The organism is Enterococcus sp. DIV1937 (assembly GCF_050535975.1).
GTDB classification, from domain to species: Bacteria; Bacillota; Bacilli; order Lactobacillales; family Enterococcaceae; genus Enterococcus; species Enterococcus faecalis.
Genome location: NZ_CP172909.1, coordinates 2,344,839 through 2,362,858, shown reverse-complemented (window position 1 = coordinate 2,362,858; position 18,020 = coordinate 2,344,839). Strand labels below are relative to the sequence as shown.

The following is an 18,020-nucleotide window of genomic DNA, read 5'->3' as shown; positions in this document are numbered from 1 at the left end:
GTCTTTTTGTTATAATTTGCCAAATAATTGAAACAAATACAACATTAAGTAGCTGTAAGTAGCCACAGACCAGAATTTCAATAAAAGAACAATTTTCATGAATTCTTTTAAAGAAATATCTGTAATTCCCGCCACTAAACAAACAATATCATCTGGAGCGAAGGGGACTAACATAGTAAAGATTAAGAGCTTTTTGACATTGTGTTCATTTTTGTCTAAAATCTCTTCAAATTTTTTGTATTTATTGGGTGAAAGGATTATTTTTACAAAGCTACGTCCATAGTAACGAACCAGTAAAAAGCCAATAAACTCACCAATAATCAATCCAAGATAGCTATACAAAAGTCCTTGCAAATTGCCAAACATCAACATTCCTGCAACAGAAGAGATTCCTCCAGGTAGAATAGGGATAATCACTTGGACGATTTGTAAAAGAATGAAACACAGAACCGCATAGTTACCAAACTGTTTAATAAAAGCTTGCAAGGAAGCAACAGAATGAAAAATTCCTCTGGAATATCCCCATAAAATTAAGCCGAAGAAAAGCACCAGTCCAACTAGGGGTAACCACCGAATGAGTCCATTTAAAAATTTTTTCTGATTAGTCATGAGTGGCCTCCTGACGTTTTCGACGGTATTTTTTAAAGCCAAGATAACCAGCCGTTCCCAGTAAAACCGTTCCGCTGACGGCAGTACCGAGATAAATCATTCTTGGATGATAGGCAAAGGTTAACTGCTGTTTGCCAGCTGGGACTTCAACAGCTAAAAAGCCACCTAGAATGCGTTGTGTTTTTAAGGGTTCTTTTTGTAGCGACGATTTGACTTGCCAATCTTGGTCATAAGGAATGGACGTATACAGTAACTGAGTGTCATTTCCAGGTACATTCAGTGCGCCATTTAAATGGCCTTTTTTAGTTGCATTCACGTGAAGAGCTTGTTGGCGTAATTTGTCAACCGCACGATTAAAGGCTGTTTGGTCTAAAGTTTGAAGTTGCCAATTGGTTAAATCAACCACTTGTTCAGCAGTTAGTGACAGGGTCACGGTAGTTCCTTTTTCAAAATGCCCTAAATTGAACAGTTGATTGGTTGCAATATAAATCGGCGTCGAGATAACTTGTTGGTTTACCTTCAATTGTGTAACCTTTTTCCATTTTAAATTCGGAATATAAAGATGCAAGTCACCAGTGCTATTCACTTTAAAGGTTGCTTCAATTGTTTCGTTGGTATGATGAGGTTCATTTATCAACGAAGCTGTTTTAAAGTAAGGTTTATCCGTCGGCACGAGCGTTTGCAGGAGTTCTTCTTGGGCATCTAAAGGATTATTTTTTGCTAATTTTAACTTGGTTAATGCGGTTGGCGCCAAAAAGCCCATACCGATCGCTTCATCATTTTCCATGATTTTCGTGGAACCAACTGTTTTTAGCAATTTTTCACTCGTAGGTTTTTCAATTGGTAAAAAGTCATATTTCACATTTAAAAGTAAATTGGTTAATTGTGAATTATCCACATAGGCAATCCGGCGATCATTTTTTCGATATAAACCTAGCGCACTTAATGTGTCTTGGGTAGTGGCAGTTAAAGTCGAAGTATAGCTAGAAACGCCAGCATAGCCATAAAGTAAAGGATTATTGTAGCCGTTATTGATTTCACGGAACCCTGTTTCTTTGGAAGGAATGACTTGTTTCATGCGATAAAGTTCTGGTGCTGAGGCCATTTTTTCATCGATTAATTGGCTGTGTTTTCGGTAATCTTGGGCAAATGTTGCTTGGCTACCAAAGGGCATGTGTTTAAAAGAAATCCAGAAATTCGTTGTTAATTCTGTGCTGACCAGTAAGAATAAAGCAACGACTACATAGTTTCTTAAGGCCTTTTTGTGTGCTAAACGCAAGCAAAAGAAAATCAACCAAATAAAAAGTAAACTTAGCCATAAATAATTGATCGAAATTAAGAGATTCTTTTGTGGACCATAATACAAAGATCCGTAGCCAATGACTAACAGCAGACTAAAAATAATAGGTGCGGTCCAAGGAATGGTCACTTTTTTAAGCCAAACTTCATAGGCAAAGACAATCAATAAAAAGCTAAAGATAAAGACATTTCGGTAAGGGAACCCAGCTGGGCTTTGAAACATGTGCCACACAGTGTTAAAGGCTTCTAACCAAAAGCTTAAAAAGAGAATGAATAAAAGAATTGCTGAAGCTATTCTTTCTTTTAACGCAATTTGTTTCGTTTGAAAATAGGCAACACAGAGGAGTGTCACAAATAATCCAGCAAAAACGGTTGGTAAATGGTCTAAACGCAACTCATAATTAATAGAACCTAAGCCTAATTGCGAGAAGAACGAAGTGTTGAACTTAGGCGTTAAAAAGAACGTCGAGACATCAAAATCTGCTTTTTTTGTATAGAGCATCCCTTCTGCTGCAGGTAATAATAAAAAGCTAGTTGCAGTTCCTGTTAAAAAAGAAACGAGGATGAATAACGGACTTTGTTTAAAAAATTGCCGAATAGCATGGGCTTGGGTATTCTTTTTAAAGAACCAATAGATACTGTAAAATACAGCAAAGAGACAAATCATATAACCCATGTAGTAATTCGTCACAATCGCTAAAAACAGGGTTATACTGTATAAGCCCCATTTGCGTTGATCCCATAAACGTTGGAGTCCCAATAAGATAAGCGGGAATAGAATCAGTGCATCCAACCACATAAAGTTTTGGCTATAGACGGTGACAAAGCCACAGAAACTATAGGACGTTGAAAAAAGTAACGTGGTGCCATCAACTTTTTGATAGGTGTATTTTAAATAGCTAAACATCGTCGTGCCCATCAAGGCAAGTTTTAAGGTAATAATCCATAAAATTGCTATAGGTAATTGTTCATAAGGAAAAAAGAAAGCCAACACATTAAAAGGGCTCAGTAAGTAATAGGCTGCCAAAGGAACAATCGACTCACCAATCTCATTGGAAAAAGAGTAGAATGTAGTTATTCCCTCGTGAAAAGAGCGTTTTAAAAAACTCAAGAAAGGCATGTATTGTGTGCCTAAATCACTAACTAATAAGTTGTTGTCACCAAAAGGCGCAAGTTGTAATGTCATCCATACAAGCAACAGAAGTAAAAACGGCAAGAAAAAACTTCCTAACCATAAAAGCTTCGATTTGTTTTTCATCAAAATAAGTCCACCTTTATAAAAAAATCATGAATAAGCGTGTTGAACGCTTTAAAAATAGTTTTTAATTGGCTGGCTGGAACGAACCATCCAGAATGTTAGTTTACCATAAGTTCATTAATGTATCCGCTAATAACGCAAAATTATGAAAAATGCAAAAAGTTTTCAAGAAAAAGTTTCAATTGGTTATTAGTGAAAAAGTCACCTAACTTAGTTATAATGTAGAAGAAGACAAGGAGTTGGACAAGATGCAATTAACAATAGAAGAAGCCATTGAATGGATTCATAGCCGGTTACCCTTTGGTTCAAGACCTGGTTTGGATCGGATCAATGCGTTATTAGAAAAAATTGATCATCCAGAAAACAAAGTGCCAACGATTCATATCGCAGGAACCAATGGTAAAGGCTCAACCGTGACATATTTACGCTGTCTATTAGAAGAAATGGGCTTGAAAGTCGGAACCTTTACCTCTCCTTATATTGAATCATTTAATGAAAGAATTGCGATAAATGGTCAACCAATTTCAGACGAACAATTGATTACCTATGTGGAAAAGTATCAACCAATCATTAAAGAATTAGACCAGATCACTGAAGTGGCTGGAATTACAGAATTCGAAACATTGACAGGAATGGCCTTGGACTATTTCGTGAATGAACAAGTGGATATCGCCGTTGTTGAAGTTGGCTTAGGTGGATTACTTGATAGCACCAATGTCGTGAAGCCATTATTGACGGGAATTACGACAATTGGGAAGGATCACACAGAAATTTTAGGTGAAACAATTGCTGAAATTGCCTATCAAAAAGCGGGTATTATTAAAGAAAAAGTCCCAGTAGTAACAGGCAACATTTGTGCTGATGCGCTAGCAGTCATTGAAAAAGTCGCACAAGAAAAACAGAGTCCAATTTTTCGTTTTGGCAAAGAGTATCAAGTGGAATATCTACATCCTGATACACAATGGGGGGAAGTATTTAATTTCTATGGAGAAATGGGCAAACTGACAAAAATTAAAGTTCCCTTGTTGGGGCGTCACCAAGTAGAAAATGCGGCGGTAGCTATTCAATTATTTGACAAGTATTGCCAACTACAACATTTGCCATTTAAAGAACGAGACATTACTCAAGGGTTGGCTAAAGCGCAATGGCCAGCTCGAATGGAACGTCTTAGTGATGAACCGTTGATTGTTTTAGATGGTGCCCACAATGATCATGCAGTAAAACGCTTAGTTGAAAACTTGCGCAAAGAGTTTCCACAACACACGATTCATATTTTATTTTCAGCTTTAGCAACTAAAGATGTGGATGAGATGATTCAGGACTTAAAGCAAGTACCGAATGCGCATCTTTACTTAACTAGCTTCGATTATCCTAAAGCTATTGCACTTACAGAAATGGAAAAATATGAAGACGATTTAACAGAAATTGTGTCTTTATGGCAATTTGGCTTAGGCGAAATTTTAGAAAAAATGTCGACAGATGATTTATTATTAGTAACAGGTTCATTATATTTTGTTTCTCAAGTAAGAGAATTACTTTTAACTATAGGAGGAAATGATGAAGAAATTTGATGGCGTAATTTTTGATATGGATGGGTTGCTTTTTGATACGGAGTTGATTTACTATACATCTACTCAAAAAGTAGCAGATGCAATGGGGTTACCATATAGTAAAGAAGTCTATTTAGACTATGTTGGGATTTCCGATGAAGAAGTACAAGAGAATTACCGACGTATTTATGCATCTTATGGTCACGACACAGTGGAAGAATTTATCCGCCGTTCTTATGATGATACCTTGCAAGAGTTTCGATCTGGTAACGTCCCTTTAAAACCAGGGGTGGTGGAATTTCTCGACTTTTTAGATGATCAAAAAATTCCTCGATTGGTTGCTTCAAGTAACGTCCGTCCAGCAATTGAAATGTTATTAAGCCATGCTGGGATTCAGGATCGTTTTGTAGGAATTGTTTCAGCAGAGGACGTTAAACGAGCAAAACCAGACCCAGAAATTTTTCAAAAAGCTCGTCAACTTTTAGGAACAGAAGCCCCGAAAACCTTGATTTTCGAAGACTCATTTCATGGGGTAAGTGCGGCTCATAGTGCGGGCATTCCAGTGATCATGGTACCTGATTTATTGCAACCAACTGAAGTTATCCAAGAGAAAACATTACATGTCTTGGAGAGTTTACATCAAGCGCCACATTATTTAAAATAATAAAAACAACACTCCTTTGCGTAGTTTATTAATGACTAGCAAAGGAGGTTTTTTTATGCAAGTATCGGATCTGTTTATTCGTGAGATGCCGAGTGATTGTTTACCACGAGAACGGCTCTTAGCGATAGGAGAAAAAGCATTATCGAATCAAGAGTTGTTGGCGATTCTGTTACGTACTGGCTCAAAAGAAGCAGACGTGATGACTGTTGCCGCAACGCTGTTAAAACAGTTTAAGCAACTTTCTTATTTGCAGCAAGCCACGTTGAACGAGTTAATGGCTATTAAAGGCATTGGCCAAGTGAAAGCCATTGAATTACGTGCAGCCATTGAATTAGGGTGTCGAATTTATCAAAGTAGTCAAATCAAATTTGGCAAAGTTACGTCCAGTCAACAAGTCGCTCAACGATTACTCCAAGAGATGAAGGGGCTGCAACAAGAACATTTAATTTGTATTTACTTGAATACCAAGAATGACATTATCCAACAGAAAACGATTTTCAAAGGATCACTGAATCAAAGTATTGCTCATCCACGCGAAATTTTTCGGGAAGCGGTTAAATATTCTTCTGCTCGCATACTATTAGCTCATAATCATCCATCTGGCAATCCGACACCGTCTCCACAAGATATCCAATTTACCAAACGAATGGAAGAATGTGGCGAAATGATGGGGATTCAATTGTTGGATCATATTATTGTTGGTGATAGCGGATACATTAGTTTGAGAGAAGAGAATTTTTTTGCTTCAGAATGAGGACAATTCTTGCAAAAATATTTTATCACGTGTAAAATGAAAGGGTAATCTTGTTTGGAATTATGTAGACTTTTTAAATTTTTTTAAATATTCTATTGGAAGCGAGCAAAGTTACGACTATTTATGTGCAAATGCACGAGGAGGAACAAAAGAATGGAACAAGGAACAGTAAAATGGTTTAACGCAGAAAAAGGTTTTGGGTTTATCTCACGCGAAGACGGAAGCGACGTATTCGTACACTTCTCAGCTATCCAAGGTGATGGTTTCAAAACTTTAGAAGAAGGTCAAGCAGTGACTTTTGATGTTGAAGATTCAGACCGTGGCCCTCAAGCAGTTAACGTAGAAAAAAACTAATAAAAAATAATCCAAAAACACCTAACATGCGTTAGGTGTTTTTTTGTTAGAAAAAATAGAGAAGAAAAATGGACAAGCATTTTTCTTCTCTATTAAATGAGAGCTTTATTGATCACTAACTGTGGCAGTCATAATCATTGGCAGAATCATTGGATGACGTTCTGTTTGTTCAAACAAGAAAGGCTGTAAAGCGGTCGTCATGGCTTCGCCTAATTTTGCTTCGGTACAGTTTTTATCTTTCATTGCTTCACGTAGAGCATTGAATAAAAGACGTTGGCCTTCATGAATCATATCACCAGACTCACGCATGTAGACAAAACCACGGGAAAGAATGTCTGGACCAGCCATAATTTCTTTATTTTTAATATCAACCGTTGCTACCGCTAAAACTAAACCTTCTTCAGATAAGATACGACGATCCCGTAAAACAACATTCCCGATATCGCCGACACCATTTCCATCAACGTACACGTCGTTAGCGTTGAAGTGACCAGCAGGACGTGCGCTATCAGCCGTTAAAGCTAAGACATCGCCGTTGCCCATGATAAAGCAATTTTCTTCAGGAACCCCTGTATCTTGAGCGAGCGAAGCATGGATTTTTAACATTCTAAATTCACCATGAACAGGCATGAAATATTTAGGCTTCATCAAGCGAAGCATTAATTTTTGCTCTTCTTGTCCACCGTGACCAGAAGTATGGATATTATTGATTTTTCCGTGGATAACTTCTGCACCGGCTTCAGATAATAAGTTGATTAAACGGTTAACGCTTGTCGTATTCCCAGGAATTGGTGAACTTGAGAAAACAACTGTATCGCCTGGTTGAATACTAATTTGGCGATGTGTACCGTTAGCAATCCGACTAAGCGCGGCCATAGGTTCTCCTTGAGAGCCAGTACATAAAATCATTGTTTCATTTGCTGGCAATTGATTCAGTTCCGCCGCATCGACAAACGTTCCTTTTGGCACTTTGATGTAGCCTAAGCGTTCGCCATTGACAATGGCATTTTCCATGCTACGACCAAAAACAGCAATTTTGCGACCGGTTTTCACGGCTGCATCAGCAGCTTGTTGTAAACGGAAAATGTTTGAAGCAAAACTGGCAAAGATAATCCGACCATCAATTTTTTCAAAGATTTTTAAAATAGAGGTCCCAATTGTTTTTTCGGATTTTGTAAAGGTGGGTATTTCAGCATTGGTACTGTCTGAAAGAAGACAAAGGACGCCTTCTTCACCTAATTTCGCCATTCTGTGTAAGTTGGCTGGCTCGCCAACGGGTGTAAAGTCAAACTTAAAGTCACCTGTTGCGACAATGTTACCAGAAGGCGTTTTAACCACAACGCCCAAGGCATCAGGAATACTGTGAGTCGTCCGGAAAAAGCTAATCGCTGTTTTTCTAAAACGAATCACCGTATCTTCATTAATTTCGTGTAATTCTGCTTCTCGCAATAAACCATGTTCATCTAGTTTGTTGGTAATTAAAGCCAAGGCTAGTGGTCCCGCATAGATTGGGATATTCGCTTGACGTAAAAGATAAGGAACGCCACCAATATGGTCTTCATGACCGTGGGTAATAACGAGTGCTTTGACTTTATGCAAATTTTGAACGATGTAGCTATAATCTGGAATCACGTAGTCAATCCCAAGTAAATCATCTTCTGGGAATTTGATCCCAGCATCAATAATGATAATTTCATCTTGGAATTGTACCCCATATGTGTTTTTTCCAATTTCGCCTAAACCACCGATTGCAAAAACGCCAGTTTCGTTATTTTTTATGTTTACTTTCATGTTAAAACTCCGTTAGAGTGAAGTCCGCATGTTCTTGCTCGTAAGCAAGATGTTTTTCGTCTAATAATTGAACGTATTCAATATTGTATGGGGTATTTTCTTCAACTAATTGGCGCACGATTACATCGCTATCGGCTTCCATGTAAAGAGATTTTGTGTCTTCTCTTTTTGGGTTTCTGATTTTTGTTTCTTGATAGTATACTTTGTAAATCATCGATTCATTTCTCCTTCAGCTACTAATAGTAGCAATTTATAGTTTTTTTCATTTTAAGACAGAAAATTAAACACAACAAAACGAGGTGCTGATCACCTAAAAAAGAATGCTCATCAAAAACATCTGTTAATGATGAAATGAAGCCTCGACTTTGCTTCATTCTGGGTATTTGATTTTATGTGTTCTTTTTTCAACCGTCCCGTGTGTTGTGAATAACAACAATTAAGCTTATTTTATCATAGAATGATAAGGAAGTATAGAAACACTCACTGGACTTTTAAAAAAAACAAACTTCTTGTTTCACCTTATTCTTGATCAAGTTCGAGTGCCTTTTTTTTAGGACGCCAATACCAACTTAAGCCGATCACGTGGGCTAAATAAACAATCGCTAAAGTCGTAGTCATCAACGTATTTCGGACAATTAAACACGGAATGGCAAATAAAAGAAACATGGAAATAAATAGTTTCCATTTACCTTTACGAGTAATTTTTTTCTCAAAGAAGGCTTCTTGGATATATTTTTGATAATAAGAAGAAGCTAAAAATTTGTTATAAAGTTTATCTGAACTACGCATCCAAAAAAAGGCCGTTAATAAATAAAAACCAGTGGTGGGTAAAAGCGGCAAAAAGATTCCTAACGTGCCTAAAGCAAACGTACAGGAACCGAGAAAAATGAAGAATAATTTTTTCATTCAAAGGGTCCTTTCAGTTTTTCCCAATTATGGCACAATCAAAAGGAAGTAGCAATTTTAATCGTATAAGTAAATCATTAAAATTATCTATTTTTTAGAAAATCTAAAAGAGAAAGGATAGAAAGAGAAAGGCTGTTTTTTCTAGCCAGACAGCTTGTATTACCGATTTCTTTTTGATACAGTGGGAGTACTAGAAAATTTAAAGTAAGATAAGAAGGAGATGATTAATTGAAGTTAATGTGGCGTTACACAATGCGTTATAAGAAATTACTTTTCGCTGATTTTATTTGTGTGTTTGGTTTTATTTTGATTGAATTAGGCTTGCCGACCATTTTAGCACGAATGATTGACAAAGGAATTATTCCTAGAGATATGGACTATATTTATCAGCAAGGGATTTGGATGGTTGTAATTACGATTATTGGTGTCGCAATGAATATTTTGCTGGGGTACTTTGGTGCCAGAATTACAACAAACATTGTTCGTGATATTCGTGATGATTTATTTGAAAAGATTCAAACTTTCTCACATAGTGAATATGAAAGTATTGGGGTTTCTTCCTTAATTACGCGAACTACCAATGATGCATACCAAATTATGCTCTTCATGGGAAATATTTTACGTCTTGGCTTTATGACGCCAGTGATGTTTATTGCCAGTCTTTACATGGTGATGCGAACGAGTCCGTCGTTAGGAATGTACGTTTTAGGTGCCTTGCCTTTTCTGCTGCTAGCAGTTGTCGGGATTGCTCGTTTGTCAGAACCGTTATCTAAAAAGCAACAAAAGAACTTAGATGGAATCAATGGGATTTTAAGAGAAAATCTTTCTGGATTGCGGGTAATACGCGCATTTGTTAATGAAAAATTTGAAGAATCTCGTTTTAATAAAGTCAATGAAACTTACACTAAAAGTTCAAAAAGTTTGTTTCGTTTAATGGCAGCAGCCCAACCAGGCTTCTTTTTCTTATTTAATATTGTGATGGTCTTAATCATTTGGAGCGGGACTGTTCAAATCAGCCATGGGGATTTAGAAGTTGGGAATTTAATTGCTTTTATTGAATATATTTTCCATGCGCTGTTCTCGTTTATGTTATTTGCCAGTGTCTTTATGATGTATCCGCGGGCTGCGGTTTCGGCTTCACGGATTCAAGAAGCCTTAGACATGGAACCAGCTATTCGTGAAGAAGAAGGCGTAACAGAAACAGCTACTAAAGGCTATCTAGAGTTTAAAAATGTAACCTTTGCCTATCCTGGACATGCGGAAAGCCCAGTCATCCGCAATGTAAGTTTTAAGGCGTCACCTGGTGAAACAGTGGCCTTCATTGGGAGCACAGGTAGTGGGAAATCAACATTAATTCAATTGATTCCACGGTTTTATGATGTATCAGAAGGTGAAATTTTAATCGATGGAGTGAACGTAAAAGATTACCAACTTAGTGCATTACGCAATAAGATTGGCTATATTCCACAAAAAGCGTTACTTTTTACTGGTACAATTGCTGATAATCTTCGCTACGGTAAGGAAGATGCGACGTTAGAAGAAATGGAACGAGCAATTGACATTGCTCAAGCTACAGAATTTGTTTCACAAAAACCGCAAGGCTATGATGAACCTCTTTCAGAAGGTGGCACGAACTTTTCTGGTGGTCAAAAACAACGTTTAGCTATCGCACGGGCGATTATTCGCAATCCGGAAATTTATATATTTGATGATAGTTTTTCTGCGTTAGATTATCAAACAGATGCAAATTTACGAGCGCGTCTGAAAAAAGAGACAACAGAATCTACTGTTTTAATTGTGGCACAACGTGTTGGAACAATTATGCATGCGGACCGCATTGTTGTTTTAAACGAAGGCGACGTGGTCGGAATTGGCACACATCGTGAATTACTTGAGACTTGTCCAATTTACTATGATATTGCGGCTTCTCAATTGTCAGAGGAGGAATTAGCATGAAACACGCCTTTTCTTCTATGAAACGAATCGGTCGCTATATTAAACCGTACCGAGTGACGTTTTATTTAGTTATTTTATTTACAATATTAACCGTTGCCTTTAATGCAGCGTTACCTTATTTAACTGGATTACCAACGACAGAAATTAGCCGTAATATTGCGGCCGGTGAATCAATCAATTTTGATTATGTAATCCAATGTTTAATTTGGATTTTAGTTGTGGGAACAGGTTATTGTGTGGCACAATTTTTGTCAGGCTTTTTAATGACGAATGTCGTTCAACAATCCATGCGCGATTTACGTCGCGATATTGAAGAAAAAATCAATCGTTTGCCAGTTTCTTATTTTGATAAGAACCAACAAGGAAATATTTTGTCACGGGTGACGAACGATGTGGATGCTGTCAGCAATGCGATGCAACAAAGTTTTATTAATATTGTTTCGGCAGTCTTAGGGATTGTGATGGCGGTAGTGATGATGTTCTTGATCAATCCGCTGATGGCGATTTTTTCAGTGATTATGATTCCGTTGTCTCTGATTATTTCCAGAACAATTGTTAAAATCTCCCAGAAATATTTCCAAGGAATGCAAAATTCTTTAGGAGACTTAAATGGTTATGTTCAAGAAAATATGACTGGGTTCAGTGTCTTAAAACTATATGGCCGGGAAAAAGAAACTCTTGAAGGTTTTAAACAAGTCAATCACCGTTTAAATGGTTTTGGCTTCAAAGCATCCTTTATCTCAGGATTAATGTTGCCATTGGTTCAAATGACTGCTTATGGGACCTATATCGGGGTAGCTGTCCTTGGTAGTTACTATGTGGTTGCTGGTGTGATCGTAGTGGGGCAATTACAAGCGTTTATTCAATATATTTGGCAAATTAGCCAACCAATGGGGAATATTACGCAGTTGTCTGCAGCTTTACAAAGCGCTTCAGCTTCGACCATGCGGATTTTTGAAATCCTAGATGAACCAGAAGAAGAACTTAACGAACAAGATGTTCCTTTGCCAGAACCTATTTTAGGCTCTGTTGAATTTGAAAATGTCAGCTTTAGTTATGACCCAGAAAAACCGTTAATTCGTAATTTGAACTTTAAAGTTGATGCGGGCCAAATGGTTGCGATTGTGGGACCAACTGGCGCTGGGAAAACAACCTTAATCAACTTACTGATGCGTTTTTATGATGTAACAGAAGGCGCCATTAAAATTGATGGTATTGACACGAAAAAAATGAACCGTAGTGATGTCCGTTCTGTATTTGGAATGGTATTGCAAGATGCTTGGTTGTATAAAGGTACCATTGCAGATAATATTCGTTTTGGGAAGTTGGATGCCACGGATTATGAAGTTGTGGATGCAGCGAAAACGGCCAATGTGGATCACTTCATTCGGACAATGCCAGATGGGTATGAAATGGAAATCAATTCTGAGGGAGATAACGTTTCCCTTGGTCAAAAACAATTGTTGACCATTGCCCGAGCGGTAATTTCTGATCCAAAAATTTTGATTTTAGATGAGGCGACTAGTTCAGTCGATACACGCTTGGAAGCCTTAATTCAAAAAGCAATGGATCGTGTTATGGAAGGACGAACGAGTTTCGTTATTGCCCACCGCCTATCAACTATTCGTGAAGCTGATTTAATTCTTGTTATGAAACAAGGAGAAATCATTGAAAAAGGTACGCATCATGAGTTGCTGGAACAAGGTGGCTTCTATGAAAAACTATACAATAGTCAATTTGCTGAAGAAGGCGACTATGAGGAATAAAAAGAGGTCGGGACAGAAGCGTTTAACTCCGAGAAATAAGAAGGAATTTCCGAAAATTGTTCTGTAATTTTTGGAGAATTCCGGCTTATTTCCGAAGGAGTTGCTTTTGTTCCCGCCGTTTATCAGTTTTTGAGCGTGGAGCAAAAATCCAAAGTGATTTTTGTCCCACGCTCTTTTCTTGTCTTTTTTACTATGAAAGTGAGGAATTCTTGTCTATACTTAATGAAAAGAGGTGACAGAGTTTGAAAAAAGAGTATTTTATTGCTGCTAGTGCAGATGTCTATGGAAACGTACAACTAGCGAAGGATAGTAATATTTGGTTTCAGTCGGTCTTAAGAGGTGACAGTAACACAATTACCATTGGTGAAGGTAGTAATATTCAAGATGGCACGATTATTCATGTTGATGAAGATGCCCCGACAATTGTAGGCAAGTATGTAACGGTGGGCCATCAATGCATGTTACACGGTTGTAAAATCGGTGATGGTGCTTTGATTGGCATGGGTTCAACCATTCTAAATAACGCTATTATTGGAGAAAACAGCCTGATTGGTGCGGGCTCTTTAGTGACAGAAGGCAAAATTATCCCGCCAAATGTTTTAGCATTTGGTCGACCCGCGAAGGTTATCCGTCCGTTAACGGCAGCAGAAATAGCCAGTAATCATACGAACGCCTTACATTATATTCAACGAGCAGAAGAATTTCGCCAACAAAAATACCCGAAACTAACATAGAATTAGGAGGAAAATGATGAAGAAAATTAAAGTAATGACGGTTTTTGGAACACGGCCAGAAGCAATCAAAATGGCTCCCTTAATCAAAGTTTTAGAAGAGCAAAGTCAAGGATTTGACTCTGTAGTAGTCGTAACAGCGCAACATCGCCAAATGTTGGATCAAGTGTTAGAAGATTTTCAAATTACACCGAATCATGATTTAAATATCATGAAAGATGGGCAAACCTTAACAGATATTACAAGTCGTGTTTTGAATTTATTAACTGAGGTTCTTGTGACAGAACAGCCGGATATTGTCTTGGTTCATGGCGATACAACCACGTCATTTGCGGCTGCATTGGCTGCTTTTTATCAACAGATTCCAGTGGGACATGTGGAAGCAGGATTGCGGACCTGGCAAAAATATTCTCCGTTTCCGGAAGAAATGAATCGTCAACTGGTAGATGTGTTAACTGATATTTATTTTGCCCCAACCACTCAAAGTAAGGACAATTTAATCAAAGAAAATCATCCAGAAGAACATATTTATGTGACTGGCAATACAGCAATTGACGCGATGGCGTACACCGTTGATGCCCACTATCAAAATGATTTATTGGAAAAAATCCCTACAGACCAACGCATCGTGCTAATTACAATGCATCGTCGTGAAAATTTAGGCCTGCCAATGGCAAATGTGTTTAAAGCTGTTCGTCGACTTGTAATGGAACATCCAGAAATTGAAGTCATTTTCCCTATGCACAAAAATCCCAAAGTCCGTGAAATAGTAGCGGAACACTTAGGTGAATTAGCTCGTGTGCATTTAATTGAACCATTGGATGTCAAAGATTTTCAAAATTTTGCAGCGAAAAGTTCTTTAATTTTAACTGATTCTGGCGGTGTGCAAGAAGAAGCTCCTTCCTTAGGTGTGCCAGTTTTAGTTTTACGAGATACAACGGAACGTCCAGAAGGCGTAGCGGCAGGAACATTGAAATTGGTTGGTACAGACGAACAAGTAGTCTATCAAGAGGCGAAAACATTATTGACTGATTCTGATGCTTACCACGCGATGGCGCATGCACAAAATCCGTATGGGGATGGTCAAGCTAGCCGCCGAATCGTTGAAGCCATTGCCTATGAAATGCAGCAATCAGATAAAAAACCAGATACGTTTACAGCAAAATAAATAAAAAGGCAGAGAAGCGCTGAAAAATGTGCTTCTTTTGCGTATCTTATTTTGAAGAATCAATTAGACAAAAAATGCTAGAAAGTAGTGAAGTGAAGATGTATCAAACGATTTTATTTGATTTAGATGGCACAATTACGGATTCTGGTAGCGGCATTATGCGTTCTATTTTATACGCAACAGAACAATTAGGCTGGCCAGCTCCTAGCGAGGAGACGTTACGTTCTTTCATAGGGCCGCCTTTATATGAATCATTTTTGCACATGGCGCCTTCAGCTGAAGCAGCGCAACAAGCCGTGGGTCATTATCGAGCGTATTATCAGAGAAAAGGTATGTTTGAAAACCATGTGTATCCAGGGATTCCAGAAGTGTTAACAAGGTTAAAGGAAGCGGGAGCAAAGTTATACATTGCGACTTCCAAGCCAGAAGAATTTGCTAAAAAGATTATTACTCATTTTGATTTAGATCGTTATTTTACAGGCATCTATGGAGCGAGCATGGACGGTCATCGTTCTAAAAAAGCAGATGTGATTCAGTATGCATTAACGGAAGCTCAATTAGCCCCAACCAAAGAAGCAATTATCATGGTTGGTGATCGTAATCATGACATTCTTGGTGCTCAACAAAATGGCTTAGATAGTATAGGTGTCTTGTATGGATTTGGTGAAGAAACAGAATTACAAGAGGCGGGAGCGACATTCCTAGTACAATCGCCTAAAGACTTAGGTGCTATTTTGCTACAAAATTCTTAATAGAAAATGGATTTTCGATAAATTTAGGAGGATTTTAAGATTTATTATCGTTTCAATAGAAAAGCGCCATCATAGGCTTTAAACGTTGTCAATGATGAATTTTTTATCAGGGAATGACGGTCTTTTTATTAAAAACATTTAATTTTAAAGAGGTTTCATGTATAATAGTTTCAGTCATAAACGATAGAATAGTAAGGAGGGTTAGTTTTGGCTAATGATAACCAAAATAACCAAGATCCCAAATCTTCGCTTAGAGATCAAGTAACTGGGTCTTTAAATGGTAGAAATGATGGCGATCAACCTGATTCCTCTGAAAAAAATGATAGGTCACCCCAACCTTCATCTGATGAATCACAAGAAACAGCGAGCCGCACAACACAAACACGTGCAGGTTCTAGAGCTGCTCGAAGACGTGGGAAAGACAAGACAACACAGACAGTCGAAGAGCCAACCCCGATTGAAACAGACGAAAAGCCAACAAATACAAAAAAACAAACACGTAAAAAAGAAGATCGTTTAGTCGGTCGTATCGTGTTAATTGTAGTTTCTGTATTAGTTTTAATGATGGCAATCTTTGGGTTTACTTTTTATAAATATGTAGATGCTGGGCTACAGCCACTAGACAAGAACAATAAGAAGCTTGTTCAAGTGCATATCCCAGAAGGATCTTCTAATAAGCAAATTGCTGCGGTTTTAGAAGAAAGCAACGTCATTAAAAGCGGAATGGTTTTTAACTACTACGTAAAATTTAAAAACTTAACAGATTTTCAAGCGGGCTATTATCAAATGTCTCCAAGCATGACACTCGATGAAATTGGTGAAATGCTAAAAGAAGGAGGTACGCCAGAACCAACTAAAATTGCAGATGGCAAAGTAACGATTCCTGAAGGCTACGATATAGATAAAATTGGCGAAGCTATTGAAAAAAATACAGATTTCAAGAAAGCAGATTTCATTGCATTAATGAAAAACGAAGACTTCTTCAATCAAATGAAGGCTAAGTATCCTGATTTACTTGAAAGTGCTGCAACCGCAGAAGGTGTTCGTTATCGCTTAGAAGGGTATTTATTCCCGGCAACTTATGATTACTACAAAAAAGCAACACTTCCTGAATTTGTCGAACAAATGATTGCTAAAATGAACACAGTAATGGAACAATATACGCCGACAATTCATGCAAAGAATTTAACCAATCAGCAAGTCTTAACGTTAGCTTCATTGGTTGAAAAAGAAGGAGTCAAAGAAGCAGACCGCAAACAAATTGCGCAAGTATTCTTTAACCGCTTGGCTGCCGATATGCCAATCCAATCAGATATTTCTATTTTGTATGCTCTAGGAGAACACAAAGAAACTGTAACGTATGCTGACTTGGAAGTGGACTCGTCTTATAACTTGTATAAAAATACTGGTTATGGACCAGGACCATTAGATAGCCCAAGTGAGGAGTCAATTAAAGCAGTCTTGAATCCGACACCAAGTGACTATTTATACTTTGTAGCAGATATTTCTACAGGAAAAGTCTACTTCTCAAAAACATATGAAGAACATCAAGTATTAGTAAATCAGTATGTCAATAATTCAAGTAGTGAATAAAATGAAAACATAAAAGAGCTTGGTGAATCAATTTTGTATGATTCACCAAGCTTTTAGATACTCAAAAAGTAATCTGTTTAACAGAGGGAAAGAGTAGCAACTAGAAATTTATATAAATAAAATTTAGCAAAATCACAAAAATTCAATAATTATATTTACAATTTAGAAAAAGCGTGGTACTCTTTTGTGGATTGAAAGCGGAATTTTTTTCAATAACCAACCAAGAACTACGTATCGTTAAGCGAAAAAGGAGAATTAACATGGTAGAAAAAGTATATCCAATGACTCTTGAAGGAAAAGAAAAATTAGAACAAGAGCTAGAAGAATTAAAAACAATTAAACGTAAAGAAATCGTAGAGCGTATTAAAATCGCTCGTAGCTTTGGGGATCTTTCAGAGAACTCAGAGTATGAATCAGCTAAAGATGAACAAGCTTTCGTTGAAGGACGTATTACAACGTTAGAAAATATGATTCGTTTTGCAGAAATCATCGATAATGATGGCGTGGACCAAGACGAAGTTTCCATCGGTAAAACAGTTACTTTCCAAGAATTGCCTGATGGAGAAGAAGAGGAATACACAATCGTAGGAAGTGCCGAAGCCGATCCATTTTCTGGTAAAATTTCTAACGATTCACCGATTGCGCAAGCCTTAATTGGTAAACAATTAGGCGACCAAGTGATTATTGCAACACCTGGTGGCGACATGACAGTTAAAATTACAAAAGTTGAAGCAAACTAAATAATTGAGTAGGGCAGGCAGCTTCCAAGGCCTGTCCTTTCGCAATCTAGGACATTTAGGGCTAAAGTCCTATGGTAACCTGAGGCGCAAACCACTATGATTAAATAAAATAAACGAGTAAAATAAATG

The 18,020-nt window shown here is 37.6% G+C and carries 16 protein-coding genes; 11 read left to right on the top strand and 5 right to left on the bottom strand.

Features of this window, described 5'->3' with window-relative positions; translation table 11 throughout:
- Nucleotides 1–9 precede the first annotated feature (9 nt).
- Entirely contained in the window at nt 10–609 is a 600-nt protein-coding gene (locus IGL13_RS11415; protein ID WP_002355114.1) for a TVP38/TMEM64 family protein, read from the bottom strand.
- Nucleotides 602–3,166, bottom strand: a complete 2,565-nt coding sequence (locus IGL13_RS11410; RefSeq protein ID WP_002401334.1) for a YfhO family protein — start codon at nt 3,164–3,166, stop codon at nt 602–604. Before IGL13_RS11410 ends, IGL13_RS11415 begins: the two co-directional genes overlap by 8 nt.
- A gap of 248 nt (nt 3,167–3,414) precedes the next feature.
- Between IGL13_RS11410 and IGL13_RS11405 the strand changes: the two genes are divergently transcribed.
- From IGL13_RS11405 to IGL13_RS11390, 4 genes are all read left to right on the top strand, one after another.
- Complete coding sequence (locus IGL13_RS11405) at nt 3,415–4,737, top strand: bifunctional folylpolyglutamate synthase/dihydrofolate synthase (protein ID WP_002355117.1); 1,323 nt, start codon at nt 3,415–3,417, stop codon at nt 4,735–4,737.
- Nucleotides 4,721–5,380, top strand: a complete 660-nt coding sequence (locus tag IGL13_RS11400) for an HAD family hydrolase (protein WP_002385286.1) — start codon at nt 4,721–4,723, stop codon at nt 5,378–5,380. The genes IGL13_RS11405 and IGL13_RS11400 overlap by 17 nt, the downstream gene beginning before the upstream one ends.
- Nucleotides 5,381–5,435: 55 nt before the next feature.
- Nucleotides 5,436–6,134 (top strand): RadC family protein, encoded by a 699-nt coding sequence (gene radC, locus IGL13_RS11395; RefSeq protein WP_002365188.1) that lies wholly within the window; start codon nt 5,436–5,438, stop codon nt 6,132–6,134.
- A gap of 153 nt (nt 6,135–6,287) precedes the next feature.
- Entirely contained in the window at nt 6,288–6,488 is a 201-nt protein-coding gene (locus IGL13_RS11390) for a cold-shock protein (protein ID WP_002355121.1), read from the top strand.
- Between the two features lie 105 nt (nt 6,489–6,593).
- Here IGL13_RS11390 and rnjA read toward each other — a convergent pair whose 3' ends face one another.
- The 3 genes from rnjA to IGL13_RS11375 all read right to left on the bottom strand — a co-directional run bounded on the left by rnjA (nt 6,594) and on the right by IGL13_RS11375 (nt 9,185).
- The gene (gene rnjA / locus IGL13_RS11385; protein WP_002355122.1) at nt 6,594–8,279 is read right to left on the bottom strand and encodes a ribonuclease J1; all 1,686 of its coding nucleotides are present in this window, start codon (nt 8,277–8,279) and stop codon (nt 6,594–6,596) included.
- A gap of 1 nt (nt 8,280) precedes the next feature.
- Nucleotides 8,281–8,493 (bottom strand): DNA-directed RNA polymerase subunit epsilon, encoded by a 213-nt coding sequence (locus tag IGL13_RS11380; RefSeq protein WP_002355123.1) that lies wholly within the window; start codon nt 8,491–8,493, stop codon nt 8,281–8,283.
- 305 nt (nt 8,494–8,798) lie between these two features.
- Complete coding sequence (locus IGL13_RS11375; protein ID WP_002355126.1) at nt 8,799–9,185, bottom strand: YbaN family protein; 387 nt, start codon at nt 9,183–9,185, stop codon at nt 8,799–8,801.
- A gap of 228 nt (nt 9,186–9,413) precedes the next feature.
- Between IGL13_RS11375 and efrA the strand changes: the two genes are divergently transcribed.
- The 7 genes from efrA (at nt 9,414) to greA (ending at nt 17,891) form a co-directional block, all read left to right on the top strand.
- Nucleotides 9,414–11,141 carry a multidrug efflux ABC transporter subunit EfrA gene (efrA, locus tag IGL13_RS11370; protein ID WP_010710228.1) on the top strand — a complete coding sequence of 576 codons (1,728 nt, stop codon included), beginning with the start codon at nt 9,414–9,416 and terminating at the stop codon, nt 11,139–11,141.
- Nucleotides 11,138–12,907, top strand: a complete 1,770-nt coding sequence (gene efrB, locus IGL13_RS11365; RefSeq protein WP_002365186.1) for a multidrug efflux ABC transporter subunit EfrB — start codon at nt 11,138–11,140, stop codon at nt 12,905–12,907. The genes efrA and efrB overlap by 4 nt, the downstream gene beginning before the upstream one ends.
- A 242-nt stretch (nt 12,908–13,149) precedes the next feature.
- Nucleotides 13,150–13,641 (top strand): gamma carbonic anhydrase family protein, encoded by a 492-nt coding sequence (locus IGL13_RS11360; RefSeq protein ID WP_002355129.1) that lies wholly within the window; start codon nt 13,150–13,152, stop codon nt 13,639–13,641.
- A gap of 13 nt (nt 13,642–13,654) precedes the next feature.
- Complete coding sequence (gene wecB / locus IGL13_RS11355) at nt 13,655–14,806, top strand: non-hydrolyzing UDP-N-acetylglucosamine 2-epimerase (RefSeq protein ID WP_002385282.1); 1,152 nt, start codon at nt 13,655–13,657, stop codon at nt 14,804–14,806.
- Between the two features lie 74 nt (nt 14,807–14,880).
- Complete coding sequence (locus IGL13_RS11350; protein ID WP_002392521.1) at nt 14,881–15,558, top strand: HAD family hydrolase; 678 nt, start codon at nt 14,881–14,883, stop codon at nt 15,556–15,558.
- 207 nt (nt 15,559–15,765) lie between these two features.
- On the top strand, nt 15,766–17,151 hold the full coding sequence (gene mltG / locus IGL13_RS11345) for an endolytic transglycosylase MltG (protein WP_002389176.1): 1,386 nt from the start codon (nt 15,766–15,768) through the stop codon (nt 17,149–17,151).
- A gap of 260 nt (nt 17,152–17,411) precedes the next feature.
- Nucleotides 17,412–17,891, top strand: a complete 480-nt coding sequence (greA, locus tag IGL13_RS11340; protein ID WP_002355133.1) for a transcription elongation factor GreA — start codon at nt 17,412–17,414, stop codon at nt 17,889–17,891.
- Nucleotides 17,892–18,020: the final 129 nt, after the last annotated feature.